Source organism: Streptomyces sp. NPDC006602 (genome assembly GCF_042870385.1).
Classification (GTDB): domain Bacteria; phylum Actinomycetota; class Actinomycetes; order Streptomycetales; family Streptomycetaceae; genus Streptomyces.
Map to the genome: position 1 here is coordinate 534717 of NZ_JBIAHG010000003.1, position 22488 is coordinate 557204.

Below are 22488 nucleotides of genomic sequence, written 5' to 3' on the forward strand. Positions count from 1 at the left end.
GTAACTTCGAGGCATGTCTCCCGCCAGTACCGGGGCGTCCACCATCGTGGGCGCCGCAGCCTCTGCCCCTGTAGTCGACTCCCGTGTGGCCCCCGGCGGTCCCGGTTACCGCCGGATGAGCTTCGCCCTCTTCCTCGCCGGTGTCGCTACCTTCGCCCTCCTCTACTCGACACAGGCCCTGCTGCCGCTGATCTCCTCCGACTTCGGCGTGGCGGCGAGCGAGGCGAGCTGGACGGTGGCGGCGGCGACCGGCGGACTGGCGGTGTTCGTCCTGCCGATGAGCGCCCTGTCGGAACGATTCGGCCGCCGTACGGTGATGACGGCCTCGCTGGCGGTCGCGGTGACGGTCGGGCTGCTGGTCCCCTTCGCGCCCTCGCTGACGGCTCTGGTGGTGCTGCGGGCGGTCCAGGGGGCCGCGCTGGCCGGTCTGCCGGCCTCGGCGACGGCCTACCTCGCGGAGGAGGTCACGCCCAAGGCGCTGGTCACCGCGATCGGCCTGTTCGTCGCGGGCAACAGCGTCGGCGGGATGAGCGGCCGGGTCATCACCGGCTGGGTCGCGCAGGAGTGGGGCTGGCGGGTCGCGGTCGGCGTGATCGGCGCGATCGCGGTCGGCTGCGCGGTGGCCTTCCGGCTGCTGCTGCCGGCGCCGAAGAACTTCGTGCCGGGCTCGCTGCGGCCGCGGGTGCTGGCCCGCACGGTCCGCGACCACCTCTCCAACCCGCTGCTGCGCCGGCTGTACGCGATCGGCGCACTGTTCATGACGGTGTTCGGCGGTGTGTACACGGTGATCGGATACCGGCTGACCGAGGCACCCTTCGGCCTGCCGCAGGGCATCATCGGGTCGATCTTCCTGGTCTATCTGGTGGGTACGGTGTCGGCGTCCACGGCGGGGCGGCTGGTCGGTCGGCTGGGCCGCCGGGGGGCGCTGTACACGGCGGGCGGTACGACGGCCACGGGGCTGGTGTTGTCCCTGTCCGACTTCCTTCCGCTGGTCCTGCTGGGCCTGGTGCTGATCACCGCGGGCTTCTTCGCGGGGCACGCGGTCGCTTCGTCGGCGGTCAGCAAGACGGCGACGAAGGGGCGGGCGCAGGCGTCGGCCCTCTACCAGTCCGCCTACTACGTCGGCTCCAGCGCGGGCAGTACGGTCGGCGCGGTGGCGTTCCACGCGGGGGGCTGGGGCGGGACGGTGGGCGTCGGCCTGCTGGCGGTGCTCGGTGTCGTGACGATCACGGTGTTCGGGTCGCGGGCGGCGCGGGTCGCTGCGCGGCGGAGCCCGGTGCCGGTCCACTGACGTTTCCTTCGCCCCCGCCGCCCCTACCCGTCCCGACCCGGGGGCCAGCCCCCAGGGACGGGACGGGTAGGGGCGGCGGGGGCGAGACCCATTTGACCTGCACGTTCACCCACTCGGCACGCCATTGTCAGTGCCCTGCGATAGCTTCAAACGTGCTGGGCGCAAAGACGCGTGCGGACAGGAACGGCCACAGGGGCGGGTGGGCGATGAGTGACACGGTGACGACGGATCTTGACCTCAGGCTGGAGAAACACCGGACGGAGCTGACGGGGTACTGCTACCGCATGCTCGGCTCCTCCTTCGAGGCCGAGGACGCGGTACAGGACACGATGGTCCGGGCCTGGCGGAGCTACGAGAAGTTCGAGGGCCGCTCCAGCCTCCGCTCCTGGCTCTACCGGATCGCGACGAACGTCTGCCTGGACATGCTGACGGCCGGCAACAAGCGCGCGAGGCCCATGGACCTCACGGATTCCACCCCCCTCGCCCAGGCCGCCCTGTCCCCCCGCCCGGACAACACCTGGCTGGAGCCGATGCCGGACGCGCGCGTGCTGCCCACGACCGACGACCCGGCGGAGGCGGCCGTGGCCAAGGAGTCCGTGCGGCTGGCCTTCATGGCCGCGCTGCAGCAGTTGCCGGCCAAGCAGCGCGCGGTGCTGATCCTGCGCGAGGTGCTGGCCTGGAAGGCGAGCGAGGTCGCCGAGCTGCTCGACACCACGGTCGCATCGGTGAACAGCGCGCTGCAGCGGGCCCGGGCGACCCTCGCCGAGCGGGAGCAGCACGGCGCGGAGGCGGCGGTGTCGGACCCGTTGGACGAGGAGCAGCAGAAGCTGCTCGACCGCTATGTGGCGGCGTTCGAGGGCTACGACATGACGGCTCTGACGGCCCTGCTGCATGAGGACGCGGTCATGACGATGCCGCCGTTCGACCTGTGGCTGACCGGCCCGTCGGACATCACCGGCTTCATGACGACGCTCGGCGCCCCCTGCGCGGGCTCGCATCTGGTGCCGGTCCAGGTCAACGGCCTGCCCGGGTTCGCCCAGTACAAGCCGGACCCGGAGAAGGGCGGTTACGTTCCCTGGGCGGTCCAGGTCCTGGAGATCTCAGACGGCCGGATCACCGGGTTCCACTGCTTCCTCGACACCCAGCGGTGGTTCCCGCTGTTCGGGCTGCCCCTCCGTCTCGAAGCGGAGACCGACCAGGTCGAGAAGGGCGTGTAGGCCGGGGTCGGGGTCGCGCAGCCGGATCCGGCCCCCGGCCCGCCGGGCGGCGAGCTGCAGCCGCGCGAGGAGGTCGACGGCGGCGAGCCCCGGCGGCCCGAGCCCTCCGACATCGCACACCACTGTCCCGGCACCGCCGGCTTCCAGCAGCGCCCGCACGTCGTCGCACAGCCCGGTCACCTCGTCCCTGGTGACGGGGCCGGCCAGCACGAGTACAGCGGGTGTCATGGCGTCCACGGTCGGTAGACCGGCGGGGTGGGCGTAACTCATCGCGGTCGGCGTCGTCCCCTGCCGTCCGCCGATCGGGATCACATTGACCCGGCGCCCGCCTTCCCCGGAGGGTTGCCTGTATGCCCCACATATCGGCACCGCCCTGGAGACCGCACGCCTTCCTCACCTCCGAGGAGGCTCCGTGCAGGGAGTGCTGACCGGCTTCGCGGTCATCGCCGTAGTGATCGGCGTCGGCTACGCGATCGGCCGGGGCGGCCACCTCGGCGAGCACGGCCGGGACGTCCTGACCAAACTCGCGTTCCATGTGGCCTCACCGGCTCTGCTGTTCACCACGCTCGCCCGCACCGATCTGTCGCTGATCTTCTCCAGCCGCCTGATCGTGACCGCGCTGAGCACGGCGGCGGCAGCGGGCGTCTTCGTGGCGGTGGGTGTCGTACGCGGCTGGGGGGTGGGCCGTACGACGATCGGCGCACTGTGCTCCGGTTACGTCAACTCGGGCAACCTCGGCATCCCGATCGCCGTGTACGTGCTGGGCGACGCCTCGCTGGTGGCGCCGGTCCTGCTGTTCCAGCTGCTCCTGCTCACTCCGGTCGCCCTGACGGTCCTGGACCTGTCGGGCAGGGGCGAGAAGGGTCCGATGTGGCAGCGGCTGCTCACGCCGTTGCGCAATCCGATCGCGGTGGGGTCGCTCGCGGGGGTCGTGGTCTCGGCGGCCGGCGTCCGCGTCCCGTCGCCGGTCATGGACCCCGTGACCCTCATCGGCAACATGTCCGTCCCGGCGGTCCTGCTCGCCTTCGGCATCTCGCTGTGCGGCAGCACGATGCCGGGCCGGGGTCCGGACCGCCCGCTCGTGCTGCTGTCGGTCGCGTTGAAGACGGTGGGCCAGCCGGTGGTGGCCTGGGCGCTGGCGGTGGGGGTGTTCGGGCTGCGCGGGGCACCGCTGCTCGACGTGGTGGTGACGTCGGCCCTCCCGGCCGCGCAGAACCTCTTCACCTACGCGTCGAGTTACGGGGTGGGCGAGCGGCTGGCGCGAGACTCGATCCTGGTGTCGACGGTGCTGTCGGTACCGGTGCTGGTCGTGGTCGCGGCTCTGCTCGGCTGAAACCGGGAGCGGGACCGCTGACGCAGCTGCGGGGCAGTCGTGCCGCAAGGCCCCACAGGTGGACGCAGCGGCACCCCACAGCGCCGGGCTGCGCCACGAGCGGCAACACGACGCAGCTGCGGGCAGTCGTGCCGCATGGCGGCACGGGTGGGTGCAGCGGCACCCCACAGCGCCGGGCTGCGCCGGGAGTGGGGACGGGAGCGTGGAAGACCGGAAAAGAGGGGGGCCGGAGCCGTCGATCAGCCCCGGCCCCTCCTACCTGTCACCCGCGTCAGGCAATCCGCTCCAGCACCACCGGCGACGCCGTGAAGTCCGTGCCCGCCGCCGCGATGTCGTACGAGCCCTCCACCGACTCGAGGGCGTACTCGAAGCGCTCGGGCGTGTCCGTGTGCAGGGTCAGCAGAGGCTGGCCCTCGGTCACCGTGTCGCCGGGCTTGGCGTGCATCTCCACGCCCGCGCCCGCCTGCACCGGGTCCTCCTTGCGGGCGCGGCCGGCGCCCAGGCGCCAGGCGGCGACGCCGATGCCGTAGGCGTCGAGGCGGGTCAGAACACCCGAGGACGGAGCCTTGATCACGTGCTGCTCGCGTGCCACCGGCAGCTGAGCGTCCGGATCGCCGCCCTGGGCCGCGATCATGCGACGCCAGACGTCCATGGCCGAGCCGTCGGCGAGGGCCTTCGCCGGGTCGGCGTGCTTCACTCCGGCCGCGTCGAGCATTTCGCGGGCCAGGGCCAGGGTCAGCTCCACCACGTCCGCGGGGCCGCCGCCCGCCAGCACCTCCACCGACTCGCGGACCTCCAGCGCGTTGCCCGCGGTCAGGCCCAGGGGTGTGGACATGTCCGTGAGCAGGGCGACCGTCTTCACGCCGTGGTCGGTACCCAGGCCCACCATCGTGGCGGCCAGCTCACGGGCGTCCTCCAGCGTCTTCATGAAGGCGCCGGTGCCGACCTTCACGTCCAGGACCAGGGAGCCGGTGCCCTCGGCGATCTTCTTCGACATGATCGAGGAGGCGATCAGCGGGATGGCCTCGACCGTGCCGGTCACGTCACGCAGGGCGTAGAGCTTCTTGTCCGCCGGGGCCAGGCCGTCGCCCGCCGCGCAGATCACCGCGCCCGTTCCCTCGAGCACGGACAGCATCTCCTCGTTGGAGAGCAGGGCCCGCCAGCCGGGGATCGACTCCAGCTTGTCGAGGGTGCCGCCGGTGTGGCCGAGGCCGCGGCCGGAGAGCTGCGGGACCGCCGCGCCGCAGGCCGCGACCAGCGGGGCGAGCGGCAAGGTGATCTTGTCGCCGACGCCGCCCGTCGAGTGCTTGTCCGCCGTCGGGCGGGACAGGGACGAGAAGTCCATGCGCTCGCCGGAGGCGATCATCGCGGCGGTCCAGCGGGCGATCTCCCGGCGGTTCATGCCGTTGAGCAGGATGGCCATCGCGAGCGCGGACATCTGCTCGTCGGCGACCTCCCCGCGGGTGTACGCGTCGATGACCCAGTCGATCTGCTGGTCGCTGAGCTCACCACGGTCCCGCTTGGTGCGGATGACGGAGATGACGTCCATGGCCATGGCTTGGCCTTCCTTCCGAAAAGCATGCAGAAACTGCGCGGCCCCCCGAGCGGCCGAAGTGGGCAGCTCAAAGGGGCCGCACGGTACTTACTTGGCGAGATGCCCCGGCCCGAAGGCCTGCGGCAGCATCGCCGACAGCGGCAGGACGCCCGCCGGGGTCTCCAGGAGCAGGTCGGGGCCGCCGAACTCGTACAGCAGCTGTCGGCAGCGGCCGCACGGGACGAGGATCTCGCCGTGGCCGTCCACGCAGGTGAAGTGCGTGAGGCGACCGCCCCCCGTGTTCCGCAGCTCCGAGACCAGTCCGCACTCGGCGCACAGGCCGAGGCCGTAGGAGGCGTTCTCGACGTTGCAGCCGGAGACCGTACGCCCGTCGTCGACCAGGGCCGCCACGCCGACCGGGTAGCCGGAGTACGGGGCGTAGGCCCGCGACATGGCATCCCGGGCGACCGCGCGCAGCTGCTCCCAGTCGACGTCGGTCACTTGCCCTGTCCCTTCCGGTACCGCATGCCGTCCGCCTTGGGCATCCGCAGCCGCTGCGCCGACAGCGACAGCACCAGCAGCGTGACGACGTACGGGGTGGCGCCCACGAAGTCGCTCGGGACCTCGTCCGTGAACAGGTACCAGATCAGGACGAGCGCGGCGACGAAGAGGCTGATCCCGGCCTGCCAGTGCGCCTTGCGGTACAGCTTCCAGCCGGCGAGGGCGGCGAGCAGGACGACCAGCAGGAGCAGCAGCGCGTGCACGGTCTGGCCGCCGTTGCGCAGCTGCAGGGCGTCGGAGAAGCCGAACAGGCCGGCGCCCATCGCCAGGCCGCCGGGCCGCCAGTTGCCGAAGATCATCGCCGCGAGGCCGATGTATCCGCGTCCGCCGGTCTGGGCCTCCAGGTAGCTGTGCGAGGTGACCAGCGCGAGGAAGGCGCCGCCGAGGCCGGCGAGGCCGCCGGAGACGGCCACGGCCGCGTACTTGTACTTGTAGACGTTGACGCCGAGCGACTCCGCGGCGATCGGGTTCTCACCGCAGGAGCGCAGCCGCAGACCGAACGGGGTGCGCCACAGCAGCCACCAGCTCCCGACGAACAACACCGCGGCCAGGACCGTCACGACGGACAGGTTGGTGACCAGGCCGCCGAGAATGCCCGCGAGGTCGGAGATCAGGAACCAGTGGTGCTGCTGGACCGACTCGAGGGCGTCCGAGAGCCCGGGCACGTCGATGGTGGGCAGCGAGTCCGCGGGCGGGGACTGCTTGGGGTTGCCGCCCGCCTCCGCCGCACTGCCCTCGGAGAAGAAGAGCTTGGCGAGGTACTGGGTGGTGCCGAGCGCGAGCAGGTTGACCGCGACACCGGAGACGATGTGGTCGACGCCGAAGGTGACGGTCGCGACCGCGTGCACCAGGCCGCCGAGGACGCCGAAGCCGACGCCGCACAGCAGGCCGAGCCAGGGGCTGGACTGCCAGCCGACCCAGCCGGCGCCGAAGGTGCCGAGGATCATCATGCCCTCGAGGCCGATGTTGACCACACCGGCCCGCTCGGACCACAGGCCGGCCAGGCCGGCGAGGCCGATGGGCACGGCGAGGCCCAGCGCGGCGCCGATCTGTCCGTCGGAGGTGAGCTGGTCGGCGCCGGTGATGACGCGGACCGCGGCCACCAGGATCAGCGCGCCCGCGACGATCATGAGGATCTGGCCGAGGGAGCGGCCCGAGCGCTTGCCGGTGTCCGCCTTGGGCGCCGCGGGGGGCGGTGTGTCGGTCATCGTGGCAGTCATCACGCCACCTCCTGCTTCTGGGTCGGGGCGGCGGCCTGGGCGGCGAGCTCGGCACCGACCCGCTGCTGCTGGCGCTTGAGGCCGTAGCGGCGTACGACCTCGTAGGCGATCACGACGCACAGGACGATGACGCCCTGGATGACGCCGAGGATCTCCTTGTCGTAGCCCTCGAACTCCAGGTGATTGGTGGTGCGCTCCAGCCAGCCCCACAGGAGGGCGCCGAGCGCGATGCCGATCGGGCTGTTGCGGCCGAGCAGCGCGATGGCGATGCCGGTGAAGCCGATGCCCGCCGGGAAGTCGTTGCTGAACTGGTGGCTGTCGTTGAGGAGGGTCGGCATGCCGATCAGGCCGGCCACCGCCCCCGAGATGACCATGCTGGTGGCGATCATCTTCTTGACGGAGACACCGCTCGCGGCGGCGGCGCTCTCGGACTGGCCGACGGTGCGCAGGTCGAAGCCGAACCGGGTGCGGCCGAGCACGAACCAGTACGCGATGCCGACGAGCACGGCGATGAAGATGAAGCCCCACAGCTCTCCGGCGGGACCGGTGTCGATGTTGAAGAAGTACGAGGACTCGCGCAGCGGCTTGGTGGAGACGGTGGTGCCCGCCGCGTCGAGCTGGGCGAGCTTTCCGGGCTGCAGCAGGTAGGCGATGATCGCGGTGGCGATCGAGTTGAGCATGATCGTCGCGATGACCTCGCTGACGCCGCGGGTCACCTTGAGGATGCCCGCGATGCCCGCCCACAGGGCACCGGTGGCCATGGCGCACAGGATGATCAGCGGGACGGCGAGCCAGCCGGGGACGGTCAGCGCGCCGCCGAGGACGGCGGCCATGAACGCGGCGAGCCGGTACTGGCCGTCGACGCCGATGTTGAACAGGTTCATGCGGAAGCCGATGGCCACCGCGACACCCGCCAGGTAGTACGTCGTCGCCTTGTTGAGGATGTAGACCTGGCTGTCGCTGGCGGAGCCGTAGGTCAGCATGTCGCTGAAGGCGGCGCCCGGGTTCTTGCCGGTGGCGAGGATCACCAGGGCGGTGACGACGATCGCGGCGACGAGCGCCAGCAGCGGGGCCGCGATGCCGAGGAGCAGCCGCTCCTTGTCGATCCGTGCGGTCAGCTTGTTCATCGGTCGTCGTCCTCTGCGTGCTCCAGGTGGCCGGTGGCCGCACCCGTCATGGCGGATCCCAGCTCCTCGGGAGTGATGGTGGCGGGGTCGGCGTCGGCGACCAGACGGCCGCGGTACATCACCCGCAGGGTGTCGGAGAGCCCGATGAGCTCGTCCAGGTCCGCGGAGATCAGCAGCACGGCGAGGCCCTCGCGGCGGGCCTCGCGGATGTGGTCCCAGATGGCGGCCTGCGCGCCGACGTCCACGCCGCGGGTGGGGTGGGCGGCGATGAGGAGCTTGGGCGCGTGGCTCATCTCGCGGCCGACGATCAGCTTCTGCTGGTTGCCACCGGACAGCGAGCCGGCGGTCACCTCGATACCGGGCGTGCGGACGTCGTACGCGCGGACGATGCGCTCGGTGTCGGCGCGGGCGCCCTTCAGGTCGAGCAGTCCGCCGCGCGAGTTGGGCCGCTCGCTGACATGGCCGAGGATGCGGTTCTCCCACAGCGGTGCTTCCAGGAGCAGTCCGTGGCGGTGGCGGTCCTCGGGGATGTAGCCGACGCCCGCTTCGCGTCGGTGGCGGGTGGGGGCGTGGGAGATGTCGGTGTCGCCGAGCGTGATGACGCCGGCGTCGGGGAGGCGGATGCCCATGATCGTCTCGACCAGTTCGGACTGGCCGTTGCCCTCCACACCGGCGATGCCGAGGACCTCTCCCTGGTGGATGGTGAAGCTGATGTCGTCGAGGATGACCCGCTCGACGCCGTCGAGGTCCGTCTGGATCAGGCGCAGCCCGGCCACCTCGAGCATCGGGACGTCCGTGACGGTGGACTCCTCGGTCTCCGGCGTGGGCAGTTCGCTGCCGACCATCAGCTCGGCGAGCTGCTTGGTGGTGGTGTTCCTCGGCTGCACCGTGCCGACCGTGGTACCGCGCCGGATGACGGTGATCTCGTCGGCGACGGACAGTACCTCGCCCAGCTTGTGGGAGATGAAGATGACGGTGAGCCCCTCGGCCTTCAGCTCGCGCAGGTTGTCGAAGAGGGCGTCGACCTCCTGCGGCACCAGGACGGCGGTGGGCTCGTCGAGGATGAGGGTCTTGGCGCCGCGGTAGAGGACCTTGAGGATCTCCACGCGCTGGCGGTCGGCGACGCCGAGCTCCTCCAGGAGGACGTCGGGCCGGACGTTCAGCCCGTACGCGTCGGAGATCTCCTTGATCTTCCCGCGTGCCTTGGCGCCGATGCCGTGCAGTTTCTCCGCGCCCAGGACGACGTTCTCCAGGACGGTGAGGTTGTCGGCGAGCATGAAGTGCTGGTGCACCATGCCGATGCCGCGCGCGATGGCGTCGGCGGGGTTGTGGAAGGTGACCCGCTCGCCGTTCACGGTGATGGTGCCCTCGTCCGGCTGCTGCATGCCGTACAGGATCTTCATCAGGGTGGACTTGCCGGCGCCGTTCTCACCGCACAGGGCGTGGACGGTGCCCGCGGCGACGGTGATGTCGATGTCGCGGTTGGCGACGACGCCGGGGAAGCGTTTGGTGATGCCGCGCAGTTCGACGGCAGCGGGAGGGCTGGACGCGTTGATGGCGCACTCTCCTGAGGGAAAGGGGCTGCGTAGGGGAGGGCAGGCGTCGGCGACGCTAGCGCGACAACTCCATGCTACACGCGTAGAGTTGACACATTGTTATGGCTCGGCGGGGGGCCGGTGTGCGCCCCCTGCCGAGCCTAAGTCCGACGGGAACCTCAGGTCACGGGGTGGTCTTGACCTTGATGGAGCCGTCGACGATCTTCTTCTTGGCCGCGTCCAGCTGGGGCTGGATGTCGTCGATGAATCCGCCGCTGGTGGCCAGCGAGACACCGTCCTTGGCGAGGTTGTAGGCGCTGATGCCGGTCGCCGGCTTGCCGTCGTGGACGGACTTGATGAGGTCGTAGACGCCGACGTCGACGTTCTTGATCATCGAGGTGAGGATCGAGCTCTTGTACTTGGCCAGGCCGGGGATGTTGTACTGGTCGGAGTCCACACCGATGGCCCAGGCACCCTTGACGCCGTTGACGGCCTCGATCGCGCCGTTGCCGGAGGAGCCGGCCGCCGTGTAGACGACGTCGGCGCCGTTGTCGAGCATGCCCGACGCGGCCTCCTTGCCCTTGTCGGGGCTGGCGAAGCCGGACAGGTCGGTGCCGCGGCTCAGGTACTGGACGTCGACCTTGACCGCCGGCTTGGTGTCCTTGACGCCCTGGACGTAACCCGCCTCGAACTTCTTGATCAGCGGCGTGTCCACGCCACCGACGAAGCCGACGTGGTTCTTCTTGGTCTTCAGCGCCGCGGCGACACCGGCCAGGTACGAGCCCTGCTCCTCGGCGAAGGTGATGCTGTTGACGTTCTTGGCGTCCACCACCGAGTCGATGATGCCGAAGGTCGTGTCCGGGAACTTGGGCGCGATCTTGCCCATCGACGTGGCGTAGGAGAAACCGACGCCGATGACCGGGTTGTAGCCCGCGTCGGCCATGTCCGACAGCCGCTGCTCGCGGTCGGCCTCGGTGTCGGAGGTCTTGGCGGTGAGCTCCTTGATCTCGCCGCCGAACTCGTCCTTGGCCTTGTCGGCGCCGCGCGCGGCGGAGTCGTTGAAGGAACGGTCACCACGGCCGCCGACGTCGAACGCGAGGCCGATCTTGACGCCCTTGCCGCCGCCTGCGGAGGACGACGATGACGACGAACCTTCGTCTTCGGAAGAGGTGCTGCCACAGGCAGTGGCAGTCAGTGCGAGAGCTGCGGTTGCGATACACGCAGCGGAAAGCTTTGCTACCCGGCGCACGGGAGGCTCCTTCACCTGACCTGAGCGCCACCTTCGGCGCTTCATGTGAGCACCATGTCAGTGCTCGGGCCTGGACGCCCCTGCGGCGTCGGCTTCGCGGCATCGTAACGCGCGTAGATGTCAGAAAAACACCCCTCCCGAAGCCGTTATCGATTCGAGGCAAACGGCTTCTGAACTCAGGGTCTTGGGGCTTGTGCACCGCGCGTTGCGAGCGGTTCACGATTGGCTTACAACCGTGTTGCGCCGGACGACGGAACGGCCCTCGAAAGGGCCGCGCGCCCGGCGCTCGTCCGTGTCAGCGCCCGGTCGCGTCCAGCAGCGCGGCCGCCGTGAACAGCTCCACGCCCACCGTGATCGCCGACTCGTCGGCGTCGAAGTCGCCCTGGTGGAGGTCGCGCACCGCGCGCTCCCCGGGGGTGCGGACGCCGAGGCGGGCCATGGCGCCGGGGACGTGCTGGAGGTACCAGGAGAAGTCCTCGCCGCCCAGACTCTGCTCGGTGCTCTCGACGGAGTCGACGCCCCGACGGGCGATCATGGCGTCGCGGACCAGCTCGGTGACGACCGGGTCGTTGACGACGGGCGGGACGCCGCGGACGTAGTTGATCTCCGACTTGGCGCGGTGCAGGTTGGCGACCTCGTCGATCGCGGCGACCACGAGGTCGGGAGCCTGCCGCCACGCGTCGATGTCCAGGCACCGTACGGTCCCGGAGAGCTCGGCGTGCTGCGGGATCACGTTCGGGGCGTGGCCCGACTCGATCCGGCCCCAGGTCACGGCGAGCCCGGCGCGGGCGTCGACGCGGCGGGCGACGAGCGCGGGGACGTCGGTGACGACGCGGGCGGCGGCCGTCACGAGGTCGGTCGTCAGGTGGGGGCGCGCGGTGTGGCCGCCGGGTCCGTCGAGGGAGATCTCCAGCCGGTCGCACGCGGAGGTGATGGCGCCCTCCCGCAGCCCGATCAGCCCGGCGTCGACGCGGGGGTCGCAGTGCACGGCGATCATCCGCCCGACCCCTTCGAGCACCCCGCAGTCGATGGCGTCGGCGGCACCGCCGGGCAGCACCTCCTCCGCGGGCTGGAAGATCAGCCGTACGGGTCTGGGCAGCCGCCCCTGCCGGTGCAGGTCGGCGAGGACGAGCCCGGCGCCCAGCACCACGGTGGTGTGCACGTCGTGACCGCAGGCGTGCGCGCGGTCCGGCACGGTGGAGCGGTACGAGCAATCGGTCTTGGTGTCCGGGATGGGCAGGCCGTCGATGTCGGCGCGCAGGGCGAGCATGGGCCGGCCCCCGTCCCAGTCGCCGATGTCACACACGAGACCGGTGCCGACGGCGAGCACGCGCGGCTTCAGGCCGGCCTGCTCGAGCCGCTCCTTGATCGCCGCGGTGGTGCGGAACTCCTGGTTGCCGAGCTCGGGGTGCATGTGCAGGTCGCGTCGGAAGGCGACGAGTTCGGCACGGAGCGCCTCGGGCAGCGCACCGGGAAGCAGTGCTTCCCCGGCGAGATCGGCCTCGGGCTCTAGTGACATCAATGGCTTCACCCTCTGAAGGGTAGGACGCCCGACCGGTCAGCTGACCCACGATCAACAAAAGATCAGCCCGTTAGGGGAAGAAAATCTGACCGCCGAACGCATATGTACCGTTCGGGGTGGGTACACTCGACCGGCTTTCCGGCCGGGTGACTGCCGAAGGGCACCCACCCCTCCCTCCACGGATACCACGCCGGGCGGGGAAGAGGCCGATCTGTTCAGCGTTCGGGACCGCGGCGGCACGGAAGCGGGCCCAGATCCCGGAATCATCACCACCGGGCGACGGTTGCGCGACGCTGCGTACAGGCGACGCCCTGGGCGGGCACCCTGCCTCCATGACGACCACCCTGGCGACGGCCCACTGGCAGGCCTGCGGCTGCGGCGAGGACCAGATCCCCGGGCTGCTGGCGAAGCTCGGCCTGTTCGGCACGGTGGGCCTGGCCGTGACCGTGCTCGTCCTGATGATCCTGGCGGGCTGGCTGCTGTCGACGACGGTATGGCTGCTGCGCCGAAGGAGCGAACCCGCGCGGGGCGGGGCCGCGGACTCCACGCCCGTCGAGCCCCCGCCGGGCCCGTTGTCCGGCTTCACCTGGACCGCCGACGAGCCCTGACCCGGCGTGCCGAGGGCGGCCCGGAAACTCCGGATGCCGCCCCGGTGAAGTGCCGGGCACCGGTGCGGCACGACGGCTAGGGTGCGGCAGCGTGAGTGCACAGGATCCCGGGTTCATAGCGGCCACCCGAAGCTCGTACGACAAGATCGCCGACGCCTTCGGCGAGCGCTTCCCCGGCGACGGACTCGACGACAGACCGGTGGACCGCGCCCAGGTCACCGCCTTCGCGGAGCTGGTGCGCGGCAATGGCAACGCCCCCGTCGCCGACCTCGGCAGCGGTACCGGGTACGTCACGGCCCGGCTGCACGCGCTCGGCCTGCCGGTGTTCGGGGTCGACCTCTCGCCCCGGATGGTGGAGCTGGCCCGGCGGGCCCATCCCGACCTGCGCTTCCATGTGGGCTCTCTCACATCCCTGGACCTGCCGGACGGGACGCTGGGCGGGATCATCGCGCTGTACTCGATCATCCACGTGCCCGACGAGCACCTGCCCACGGCGTTCGCCGAGTTCCACCGGGTCCTGGTGCCCGGCGGGCATGTGCTGCTCCTCTTCCAGTCCGGGGACGAGGAGGAGCGGATGCACCTGACGGAGCGGTTCGGCGAGGAGATCTCGCTCGACTACTACTGGCGTACGCCTCAGGCGGTGGCCGACCAGCTCACCAAGGCGGGCCTGCGCCTCCAGGCCCGGATGCTGCGTGAGCCGTACGAGCAGGAGACGCGGCCGCGGGCTTTCGTGCTGGCGAGGAAGCCCGCGTGACGCAGTCCGCGTGACGCAGTCCGCGTGAGGCAGCCCACATGCGGCAAAGTCCGCGTAAGAACCGTCACACCGTCACACCGCCGTGACCGCCGACAGCCGGGTCACGTCCCGCGCCGAGCCCGTCACGCCCGACAGGAAGCCCTGCGCGCGCGGCGAGGCGTTGCGGGTGAGCCATTCGGGGTCGATGTCGCAGACCGCGACCCGTACGTCCGTGCCGACGAGGGCGAGCGGGAGGGTGTGGACGACGGTCGAGGGGAAGCTGAGGATCGTACGGCCGACCGGGCCCCGGCGGGCGATGAGCTCGAGGGGCAGGTCGGGGCGGACGATCTCCAGCCCCGTCTCCACGGCAAGGCGGTGGAGTTTCTCCGTGGCTTCCCGGCGGTGGGCGAAGTAGCGGGTCGCGCCGTGGGCCTTGGCCAGGGAGCGGACGGCCTCCAGGTAGCGGTCGCCGTCGACGACTCCCGTCTCGACCAGCGAGGTGCCGACCAGGTCGGCACCCTTGGTGATGCGGGGCGGGCCGAAGCGGGAGCGGGTCCAGGCGAAGCTGTTGGCGGTCACCGTGACGCCGGCCGGGGGCTCCTGCATCGGCATGGACGAGAAGATCTCCACCCCGCGCTTCGCGCCGGGCGTCAGCCGCCTGCGGGCCACGGACGACACCGGCGCGAAGACCACGTCCCGGGGGCCGGGGCGGCCGCCCTTGCGGTGCCAGCGCACCAGGCGCTCACCGTTGGCGAGCTGGGCGACGAATTCCATCGTCGCCGTGCCGTCGTCCACGACGACTAGGTCGCGGGCCCGGGTGATCGTCAGCAGCAGCTGTACGTAACGGGAGAACGGGTCGCCCAGGACCACCCGGTCGGCCCGCCGGAGCATGCCGGTCAGGCCGCCGATGGTGTGGAACGGGGCCATGGCACCGCCCCGCGCCTCCTCCCAGCGGACCTGGTGACCCTCCTCGCGGGCCAGCTCGGACATGCGGCGCAGCTGGCCGCGGGTCATGGGGTCGATGGGGGACAGCACGACGAGGGTGAACCCCGCGCCGGGCGCGTGCTCGTGCGCCCACTCCAGCACGTTCAGCAGCTGTACCGGACTCTCCACGAAGGCGAGAGTGCGGGGGCCGGCGGACCCGGCGCGGCGGCTCATCTACGTACGACCGTCCCGTCGTAACCGATTCGGTGGGGGGTGTGGTGGCTCAGACCGAGACCGGCTCGCCCGCCGCCGCCGCGATCTCCGCCTCGGCGACGACACCGCTGACGCGGCGCAGCTTCTTCATCGGGCCGAGCTCGGACTCGTAGACCTTCTTGACGCCGTCGCCGAGCGAGGCCTCGATGGTGCGGATGTCGCGCACCAGGCGGGTGAGGCCCTGCGGCTCGACGGAGGCGGCCTGGTCGGAGCCCCACATCGCGCGGTCGAGGGTGATGTGGCGCTCGACGAAGGCGGCGCCGAGGGCGACCGCGGCGAGGGTGGTCTGCAGGCCCGTCTCGTGGCCGGAGTAGCCGATCGGGACGTTCGGGTACTCCTTCTCCAGCGTGTTGATCACGCGGAGGTTGAGCTCCTCGGCCTTCGCCGGGTACGTCGACGTGGCGTGGCAGAGCAGGATGTTGTCGCTGCCCAGGACCTCGACCGCGTGCCGGATCTGCTTCGGGGTGGACATGCCGGTGGAGAGGATGACCGTACCGCCCGTGGCGCGCAGCTCGCGCAGCAGCTCGTCGTCGGTCAGGGAGGCGGAGGCCACCTTGTGGGCGGGGACGTCGAACTTCTCCAGGAAGGCGACGGCCTCGTTGTCCCACGGGGAGGCGAACCAGTCGATGTTCTTGGTCCTGCAGTACTCGTCGATCTGGCGGTACTCGTCCTCGCCGAACTCCACGCGGTGGCGGTAGTCGATGTACGTCATCCGGCCCCAGGGGGTGTCGCGCTCGATGTCCCACTGGTCGCGCGGGGTGCAGATCTCGGGGGTGCGCTTCTGGAACTTGACCGCGTCGCAACCGGCCTCGGCGGCCACGTCGATCAGCTTGAAGGCGTTCTCCAGCTCGCCGTTGTGGTTGATGCCGATCTCGCCGCAGATGTACACGGGGTGGCCGGGACCGGCGGTCTTCGAACCGAACTGACGCAGACGGGAGTTGGTGCTCATGGCGGAACGTTCCTTAACTGTTGAGGGAGTCGAGAGAGGGGCCGAGGATCCAGCTGGCGATCTCTCGGATCGCGCCGTCGCCACCGGGGACGGTGGTGACCGCGCGTGCGGCGCCGCGTACGACGTCGTGGGCGCTCGCGACCGCCACGGGCCAGCCGACGAGGGCGAAGCACGGGAGGTCGTTGACGTCGTTGCCGACGTAGAGCACGCGCTCCGGCGCGATGCCCTGCTCCTCGCACCACTGCTTCAGCGCGAGGTCTTTCCGGTCGATGCCGTGCAGGACCGGGATCCTGAGCTTCCGGGCCCGGGCGGCGACGACCGGGTTCTGCTCCGTGGAGAGGATCAGCATGTCCAGGCCGCTGTCGCGCAGGGCGGCGATGCCGAGGCCGTCTCCGCGGTGCACGGAGACGAACTCCTTTCCATCGGCGTCGATCAGCACCCGGTCGTCGGTCTGGGTGCCGTCGAAGTCCAGGACGACCGCGTCGATGTCGTCGGCGGCCGGGAGGACGCCGGGCCGGTCCGCGTCGAAGAGGGGGGCCAGTGCCCTGGCCCGGGCGAGGTCGTGGGGGTCGTCGATCTCCAGTACGCGGGCCGGGTCCGTGCGGACCAGTTCCGTGTGGCCGAAGAAGCGGTGCCGGTGCTTGCGGAAGCCCGTCGCGTCCATCGCGTAGGCGGCGCCCGTCTCCAGGAGGTCCTGGGGGCGGTCCTGGCGGCGGGGGCGGAAGGACTTGTCGTGGTTGACGCCGTAACCGTCGGTCATCTCACCGGAGTTGGCATCGTCGGAGTTGGCCTCGTCACCCGCGTCGCGCCAGATGAACCCGTGGAAGGGCGCCACCGTCACCGCGGTGTCGGCGCCTTTGTCGACGACCGCGCCGGCCACCCCGTCGATGTCCTCGCGGACGATGAAGGGGCTGGTGCACTGCACGAGCAGGACGACGTCGACGGCCGAGCCGTGCAGCGCCTCGTGGGCGTCCATGGCGTGCAGGACCGCGGCCTCCGAGGTCGCCAGGTCACCGGCGATGGCGGCGGGGCGCAGGACGACCTCCGCGCCGGCCTGGCGGGCGGCGGCCGCGATGGCCTGGTCGTCGGTGGAGACGACCACGTCCGTCACCAGCCGGGTTGCGCGGCACTCGCGCACCGCCCGCGCCACCAGCGGGACACCGCCGACGGGGGCGAGGTTCTTCGCGGGCACGCCCTTGGAGCCGCCGCGCGCGGGGATCACCGCGAGCACCCGGCGCACCGAAGCGCCCTGGCCCGCTGCCGGGTGGGACATGGGATCTACTCCTTGAACGGGGTCTACTGCGTGAAGAGAGGTCACAGCTCGCCCATCCGCCGGATGACGGGAGCGACCCGCTGCACCCCGTGCCGGTAGGCGCCGCGTGCCGCCCGGCGCACGATCTGCCGGACCGGGCCCGGCTCCCTGTCAGCGGCGGGGGCGCCGGGCAGCGGGCTGCCGTCGGGGCCGAGGTGGTGGCGGGCGAGGATGCCGGGCAGGTAGCCGGGCGCGGTCGCGGGTGTGTAGTACGGGGTGAGTGGGGGCAACTCGGGCGCGGCCAGCAGCTTGGCGATGCGCTCGCGGGCCGCCTCGAAGGCCGTCGCGTACGAGCCGTCCGCCGCGACGCCCTGCCGGGCCACCCACTCCTCGTCGGGCGCCGGCCGGTGCCCGGTGTCGAGCTGGTCCCAGGAGGCGAGGCACCCGGAGCCGACGAAGTGGTGGTTGCCGAGTACCTCGCGGACGCCGAGGTCGGTGAGCACCACGGTGGGGATGCGTCGGTGCAGCGACTCCAGGGCGGCCGTCGAGCTGACCGTCACCAGCAGGTCGGTACGGTCGAGGACCTCGCCCATGTGGCCGTACACGAGACGGAAGTTGGGCGGCAGGTCGGACCGCTGCGCCAGCTTCTGGTAGGGCAACTCCTCGATGTGCGTGGTGTGTTCGCCCGGCTTGGAGCGCAGCTTCAGCAGTACCTCGCGCTCGGGGAACATCCGCGCGTGCCGAACGAGCCGTTCCAGCAGGTACGTACGGTCCTTGCGGCTGTCCGGGACCGACGGCTGGGCCGCGAAGACCACCGTGTAGGGCCTGCGCCCTTGCTTCGCAGACGGGTCGTGCTCCCCCGTGTAGGGGGCCCCGCCGATGAAGGGGAGTGCCACCTCGGTCACCGACGAGGCGTCGGCGCCCACTCCCTCGTACACCGCTCGGAAACGGTCCGCGTCCTGGCGGGAGTTGGCGAGGACGAGATCGGCGCCGTGCCGCAGCAGGAGACCGTCGGCGAGCTTCTCGTAGACGACGCCGACATAGCCGGTGACGACGACGGGACGCTTCTGACGGCCCTCCCAGACCCGCCCCAGGCCGTGCAGCATCGCCTGGACGCCGCCGCCGACGAGGGCGATGACGACGACGTCGTACTCCTGCTCGGCCATGGCCCGCAGGAACTCGACCGCGGTGACCTCGCGCAGCGAGTCGGCCCGCACCCCCACTTCCTCCAGCTGGCGGGGCGTGGGCGTGGCCCGGCCGCGCAGCAGGAATCCGCTCAGGGCGGGGCCGGCTTGCGCGTCGTCGCGCGATGCGGCTTCCATGGACGGGCCCGGCGTGATGCGGTCCGCGGTCAGCGCACCCCATTTCCAGCGGGTGTCCGAGTCCGCGAGGACGGCGATTCGCGGGGTGTTCCTTGTACTTGTTCCGGTACTTGGTGGCACGAGGAAGACGCTAGGAAGCAATTTCTAGGTGCGGCCCAACCGGGAATCAACGAAAAGTTAACAACAGCCCCCCTGGAGCCGAACTGGCCCACGGGAAAGCGGAAAGTACACGGGGTGCACCATTCCGACACATGGAGTTCACTCCCTGTCTGTTCACCGTACGGTTCCGCTGCCGGACCGGCTCCTAGGGTTTTGCGGGTGCCAAAGCTTTCCGTGATCGTGCCGTTCTACAATGTGCAGCAATTCGCCCCGGACACCCTCAGAAGCCTTCGAATGAACGCTCGGCGCGACTTCGAGTTCGTGCTGATCGACGACAGGTCGACGGACGAAACCCCGGCCATTATCGAACGCGCCGCCGACGAACTCTCCGACGTCGCCCAGGTGCGTTACATCCGCCACGGCGTGAACGGCGGCCTCGCCACCGCGCGCAACACCGGCCTGGACGCCGCGCAGGGCGAGTACCTGACGTTCCTGGACGGCGACGACTGGCTGGCCCGCGGATACCTCGCCGAACTGGTGTCGTCGATCGAGGGGTTGGGCTGCGATTTCGTGCGCACCGACCATGTGCAGGCCACCGCCCGCGCCCGGACCGTGCACCGGGCCCCGGTGGGCAGACGCGGCGAGGTGCTGAACCCGCGCGAGGCGATCCTGCCCGCGGACCGGACCACCTCGGTCGACTACGCCTACGCCTGGGCCGGTGCCTACCACCGCCGCCTCCTCGACAAGGGTCTGCTGCACTTCACCGACGGGCTGCGCACGGCCGAGGACCGGCCGTGGATCTGGAAGCTGCACCGCGAGGCCGAGTCGTTCGCCGTGGTGAGCCTGCTGGGCGTGTTCTACCGGCGCGGGGTCGCCTCCTCGCTGACCCAGATCGGCGACGCCCGCCAGCTCGACTTCATCCGCGCCTTCGACCAGGTGATCGAGGAGACGGCGGCGGACCCGGACGCCGACCAGTTGCTCCCCAAGGCGGTGCGCACCTACTGCGCGATCATCGCCCACCACCTCGCGGACGAGTCCAAGTGGGAACCGGCCGTGGCCAAGCGGCTGCGGGCGATGAGCGCGGCGGCGATACAGCGCATGCCGCAGGACGCGCTCGGTGACGTACTCGAGACCATGGACATGCGCCGCTCCTCCAGGCTGCGGCGGCTGCGGCGCCGGGTCACCACAGCGAAGGCGGCCGCCTGATGCCCTCCCGTACTGTGCAGATCTTCTGCGCCTCGACGCTGTACGGCGCCGCCACCCTGGCCGCCGCCATCGACTCCGACCTGTTCGCCGAGCCGGACCGCCGGGTCCTGCTGGTCTTCAACAACTCGGCCACCCCGGAGACCACCCCGGCGCTCGACGAGATGCCGGGCTTCGAGCCGCTGCGCAGCCACTTCGACGAGGTGCTGTCCTGGAACGAGGCCATCCGCCCCTTCCACCCCGGCTCCTGGACCCCGCGCCCGGACGACATCCCCCTCTTCGAGCGCTGTCTGCGCCTCCTGTGGGGCCTCGGCGAGGACCGCGTCGAACTGGTCCTGGAGTCCATCCAGGTCACCCCCGCCCTCACCGTGGCCCAACTGTTCACCGGCGCGCCCGTCGACGTCTACGCCGACGGCCTGATGAGCTACGGCCCCACCCGCAACAAGCTCGACCCGCTGGTCGGCACGCGGGTGCGCCGACTGCTGCACCTGGACCTGGTGCCGGGGCTCACGCCGATGCTGCTGACCGAGTTCGACGTGCCACCGGTCGTCGTGCCGACGGACGCCTTCCTGAAGGTGATGGGCGAGCTGACCTCCGCCGTACCCGAGTTGCCGGTCCTGCCGGACAACGCGGCGCTGCTGCTCGGCCAGTACCTGTCCGCGCTGAACATCCTCTCCCCCGCCGAGGAGGAGAACCTGCACGTGCGGATGATGCGGGGCGCGGTCGAACGCGGACACCGCACGGTCGTCTTCAAACCCCACCCCACCGCACCGGCCCGCTACAGCCGCGCCCTGGAGACCGAGGCGGAGAAGCTGGGCGTCGACCTCACGGTGCTGGACACGCCGGTGCTCGCCGAGGTGCTGTTCGAGAAGGCGCGACCGGGGCTGGTCGTCGGCTGCTTCTCCACGGCCCTCTTCACGGCGTCTTCCTTCTACGACCTCCCCGTCGCCCGCATCGGCACCGCGCCGCTGCTCGAGCGGCTGACGCCGTACCAGAACAGCAACCGGGTCCCGGCGGTGCTGGCCGACGCGGTGCTGGCGGACCTGGAGTCCCGGGGCGGCGAGGACCCGATCCCCGCCGAGGACCTGAACGGCCTGGTCACGGCGGTCGGCTTCAGCATGCAGCCGCAGATCTACCCGTCGCTGCGCCCGGCGGCCGAACGCTATCTCTCGAAGCGCTTCGGCCCCCGCACCCGGCGCTACTTCAAGCGCAAGCGGCTCACCTCGCTCGGGCTGCCCGGCGGCATTCCGGAGCGGCTGGCATTCCTGCCGCGCAGTTCGACGGCGCGCCGGGTGGTGCGGAGGGCACGGGCGTTGAAGAAGGCTGTGAAGCGCTGAGGAAGGCCCGGTGCCGCTGGGCGAAGCAGGGATGAACCTTCGGACAAGACCGAGGAAACAGCGGCACACGATCGAATGTCTCCATGGATTCCATGGCTAGGCGGTGTTCGTGACCCTAGGATCACGGACACCGCTTACCGAATCCCGTGAGGCACTCATGACGAAGCTCGGCCGGCTCTACTCGATGTTCGACAGCGTCCAGCTGCCCGACAACCTGCCCTACACCCAGTGCAGCACCTGGGAGCTGCAGTTCCTGTACCTCGTCGGGCGCCACACCTTGTCGGGCGAGGGCCACATCGTCGAACTGGGCTCCGGTGGCGGCGGATCGACGTACGCCCTGGCAATGGGCCTGAAGGAGAGCCCGGTTTTCGACGAGAAGACGGGGCGGCTGCACGCGTACGACTTCTTCCGCGTCGGAAAGGGCACCTTCGCCACGGAGAAGTTCTTCACCTCCGGCCACAAGCCGGAGGACGACAACTCCTTCCTGAACGACTTCCGCGGCCGCCTGGAGCCCTTCCTCCCGTTCCTGGAGATCCACGCCGGCGACCTCTGGCAGACCTCCGACCCGAACGACACCACGCCCGTCGAGTTCCTGCACATCGACATCGCCAAGACGGCCAGGGTCTTCCACTGCGTCTCCGAACGCTTCCTGACCCGCCTGCGCCCCGGCTCGGTCGTCCTCCACCAGGACTTCGCCGGCCCGCGCCTGCCCTGGCTGCACTGGAGCACCGGCGCACTGCTCCCCTACATCGAGATCGCGGGCCCCCCGATCCGCTCCACGCTCGCCTTCGAGGTGACTCAGCCGATTCCGGACCACGTCTTCAAGTCCATCTCCGAGGACACCTACACGGTCGACGAGAAACTCGCCCTGATCTCCGCCGTCCAGGACCGCATCGACCGCGACCACACCGGCGGCATCCCCTTCAAGTCCGTCCTGGAACTGGCCAAGGCGTACGTCGCCCACTACGACGGCCGGCACAAGCGGGCCTGGTCCGTTGCGAAGCCGCTGCTGTCGGACGAGTACCTGAGCAGGACTCGGGCGGACCATTTCGAGCAGCTCAAGAAGGCGTACGAGACCGATCGCGGGTCGGCGTCGCGGGTGTCGCCGGTGACCCGACTCAAGCGGCTGGTCCGCAGAGGGTGACGTCAAGACTGGACGTGGGTGCTGTGCAGACGGAGACCGTCTCGGACAGCGCCCC

At 70.6% G+C, this 22488-nt stretch carries 20 protein-coding genes; 8 read left to right on the top strand and 12 right to left on the bottom strand.

The features are described 5' to 3' along the window. Window positions 1-13: 13 nt before the first annotated feature. Both ACFYO2_RS11220 and ACFYO2_RS11225 read left to right on the top strand, forming a co-directional pair. Window positions 14-1291 (top strand): MFS transporter, encoded by a 1278-nt coding sequence (locus tag ACFYO2_RS11220; RefSeq protein WP_388347157.1) that lies wholly within the window; start codon window positions 14-16, stop codon window positions 1289-1291. Between the two features lie 206 nt (window positions 1292-1497). After that, a complete protein-coding gene (locus ACFYO2_RS11225; protein WP_388347159.1) occupies window positions 1498-2508 on the top strand; it encodes a sigma-70 family RNA polymerase sigma factor in 1011 nt (336 codons plus the stop codon). Here ACFYO2_RS11225 and ACFYO2_RS11230 read toward each other — a convergent pair. Continuing rightward, entirely contained in the window at window positions 2392-2778 is a 387-nt protein-coding gene (locus tag ACFYO2_RS11230) for an STAS domain-containing protein (RefSeq protein ID WP_388347161.1), read from the bottom strand. The two genes, ACFYO2_RS11225 and ACFYO2_RS11230, sit on opposite strands and share 117 nt — an antisense overlap. Window positions 2779-2920: 142 nt before the next feature. Between ACFYO2_RS11230 and ACFYO2_RS11235 the strand changes: the two genes are divergently transcribed. Beyond that, window positions 2921-3841 carry an AEC family transporter gene (locus ACFYO2_RS11235; protein ID WP_388347162.1) on the top strand — a complete coding sequence of 307 codons (921 nt, stop codon included), beginning with the start codon at window positions 2921-2923 and terminating at the stop codon, window positions 3839-3841. A gap of 271 nt (window positions 3842-4112) precedes the next feature. On the opposite strand, the gene ACFYO2_RS11240 is transcribed toward ACFYO2_RS11235, so the two are convergent. From ACFYO2_RS11240 to ACFYO2_RS11270, 7 genes are all read right to left on the bottom strand, one after another. Further along, window positions 4113-5390, bottom strand: a complete 1278-nt coding sequence (locus ACFYO2_RS11240) for a thymidine phosphorylase (RefSeq protein ID WP_388347589.1) — start codon at window positions 5388-5390, stop codon at window positions 4113-4115. A 93-nt stretch (window positions 5391-5483) separates the two neighbouring features. Next, a complete protein-coding gene (locus tag ACFYO2_RS11245; protein WP_388347163.1) occupies window positions 5484-5876 on the bottom strand; it encodes a cytidine deaminase in 393 nt (130 codons plus the stop codon). Beyond that, window positions 5873-7156 (bottom strand): ABC transporter permease, encoded by a 1284-nt coding sequence (locus ACFYO2_RS11250; protein WP_388347165.1) that lies wholly within the window; start codon window positions 7154-7156, stop codon window positions 5873-5875. The genes ACFYO2_RS11245 and ACFYO2_RS11250 overlap by 4 nt, the downstream gene beginning before the upstream one ends. Then, window positions 7156-8283 carry an ABC transporter permease gene (locus tag ACFYO2_RS11255; RefSeq protein WP_388347167.1) on the bottom strand — a complete coding sequence of 376 codons (1128 nt, stop codon included), beginning with the start codon at window positions 8281-8283 and terminating at the stop codon, window positions 7156-7158. Before ACFYO2_RS11255 ends, ACFYO2_RS11250 begins: the two co-directional genes overlap by 1 nt. Next, window positions 8280-9806 (bottom strand): ABC transporter ATP-binding protein, encoded by a 1527-nt coding sequence (locus ACFYO2_RS11260; RefSeq protein ID WP_388347591.1) that lies wholly within the window; start codon window positions 9804-9806, stop codon window positions 8280-8282. Before ACFYO2_RS11260 ends, ACFYO2_RS11255 begins: the two co-directional genes overlap by 4 nt. A 196-nt stretch (window positions 9807-10002) precedes the next feature. Continuing rightward, a complete protein-coding gene (locus ACFYO2_RS11265) occupies window positions 10003-11067 on the bottom strand; it encodes a BMP family protein (protein ID WP_388347169.1) in 1065 nt (354 codons plus the stop codon). A 295-nt stretch (window positions 11068-11362) separates the two neighbouring features. Beyond that, on the bottom strand, window positions 11363-12586 hold the full coding sequence (locus ACFYO2_RS11270; protein WP_388347171.1) for an amidohydrolase: 1224 nt from the start codon (window positions 12584-12586) through the stop codon (window positions 11363-11365). Window positions 12587-12921: 335 nt separating this feature from the next. Between ACFYO2_RS11270 and ACFYO2_RS11275 the strand changes: the two genes are divergently transcribed. Both ACFYO2_RS11275 and ACFYO2_RS11280 read left to right on the top strand, forming a co-directional pair. Next, a complete protein-coding gene (locus ACFYO2_RS11275) occupies window positions 12922-13197 on the top strand; it encodes a hypothetical protein (RefSeq protein WP_388347173.1) in 276 nt (91 codons plus the stop codon). Window positions 13198-13288: 91 nt separating this feature from the next. Next, window positions 13289-13951 carry a class I SAM-dependent DNA methyltransferase gene (locus ACFYO2_RS11280; protein WP_388347175.1) on the top strand — a complete coding sequence of 221 codons (663 nt, stop codon included), beginning with the start codon at window positions 13289-13291 and terminating at the stop codon, window positions 13949-13951. Window positions 13952-14023: 72 nt separating this feature from the next. Here the strand turns inward: ACFYO2_RS11280 and ACFYO2_RS11285 are convergent, their stop codons facing one another. Genes ACFYO2_RS11285 through ACFYO2_RS11300 form a run of 4 tightly spaced genes read right to left on the bottom strand, consistent with a single transcriptional unit; the run spans window position 14024 to window position 18770 of the window. Continuing rightward, window positions 14024-15088, bottom strand: a complete 1065-nt coding sequence (locus tag ACFYO2_RS11285; protein WP_388347177.1) for a hypothetical protein — start codon at window positions 15086-15088, stop codon at window positions 14024-14026. Between the two features lie 49 nt (window positions 15089-15137). Beyond that, window positions 15138-16076, bottom strand: coding sequence for an N-acetylneuraminate synthase family protein (locus ACFYO2_RS11290; RefSeq protein ID WP_388347179.1), 939 nt, complete (start codon window positions 16074-16076; stop codon window positions 15138-15140). 13 nt (window positions 16077-16089) lie between these two features. Then, the gene (locus ACFYO2_RS11295) at window positions 16090-17349 is read right to left on the bottom strand and encodes a cytidylyltransferase domain-containing protein (protein ID WP_388347181.1); all 1260 of its coding nucleotides are present in this window, start codon (window positions 17347-17349) and stop codon (window positions 16090-16092) included. A 41-nt stretch (window positions 17350-17390) separates the two neighbouring features. Then, window positions 17391-18770: a DUF6716 putative glycosyltransferase gene (locus ACFYO2_RS11300; RefSeq protein ID WP_388347183.1), complete on the bottom strand. Its 1380-nt coding sequence runs from the start codon at window positions 18768-18770 to the stop codon at window positions 17391-17393. Between the two features lie 198 nt (window positions 18771-18968). On the opposite strand from ACFYO2_RS11300, the gene ACFYO2_RS11305 reads away from it, so the two are divergent. The 3 genes from ACFYO2_RS11305 to ACFYO2_RS11315 all read left to right on the top strand — a co-directional run bounded on the left by ACFYO2_RS11305 (window position 18969) and on the right by ACFYO2_RS11315 (window position 22433). Then, a complete protein-coding gene (locus tag ACFYO2_RS11305) occupies window positions 18969-19955 on the top strand; it encodes a glycosyltransferase family 2 protein (RefSeq protein WP_388347185.1) in 987 nt (328 codons plus the stop codon). Further along, on the top strand, window positions 19955-21289 hold the full coding sequence (locus tag ACFYO2_RS11310) for an alpha-2,8-polysialyltransferase family protein (RefSeq protein WP_388347187.1): 1335 nt from the start codon (window positions 19955-19957) through the stop codon (window positions 21287-21289). Before ACFYO2_RS11305 ends, ACFYO2_RS11310 begins: the two co-directional genes overlap by 1 nt. Before the next feature lie 157 nt (window positions 21290-21446). After that, window positions 21447-22433 (top strand): hypothetical protein, encoded by a 987-nt coding sequence (locus ACFYO2_RS11315; protein WP_388347188.1) that lies wholly within the window; start codon window positions 21447-21449, stop codon window positions 22431-22433. The last annotated feature ends 55 nt before the right edge of the window (window positions 22434-22488 follow it).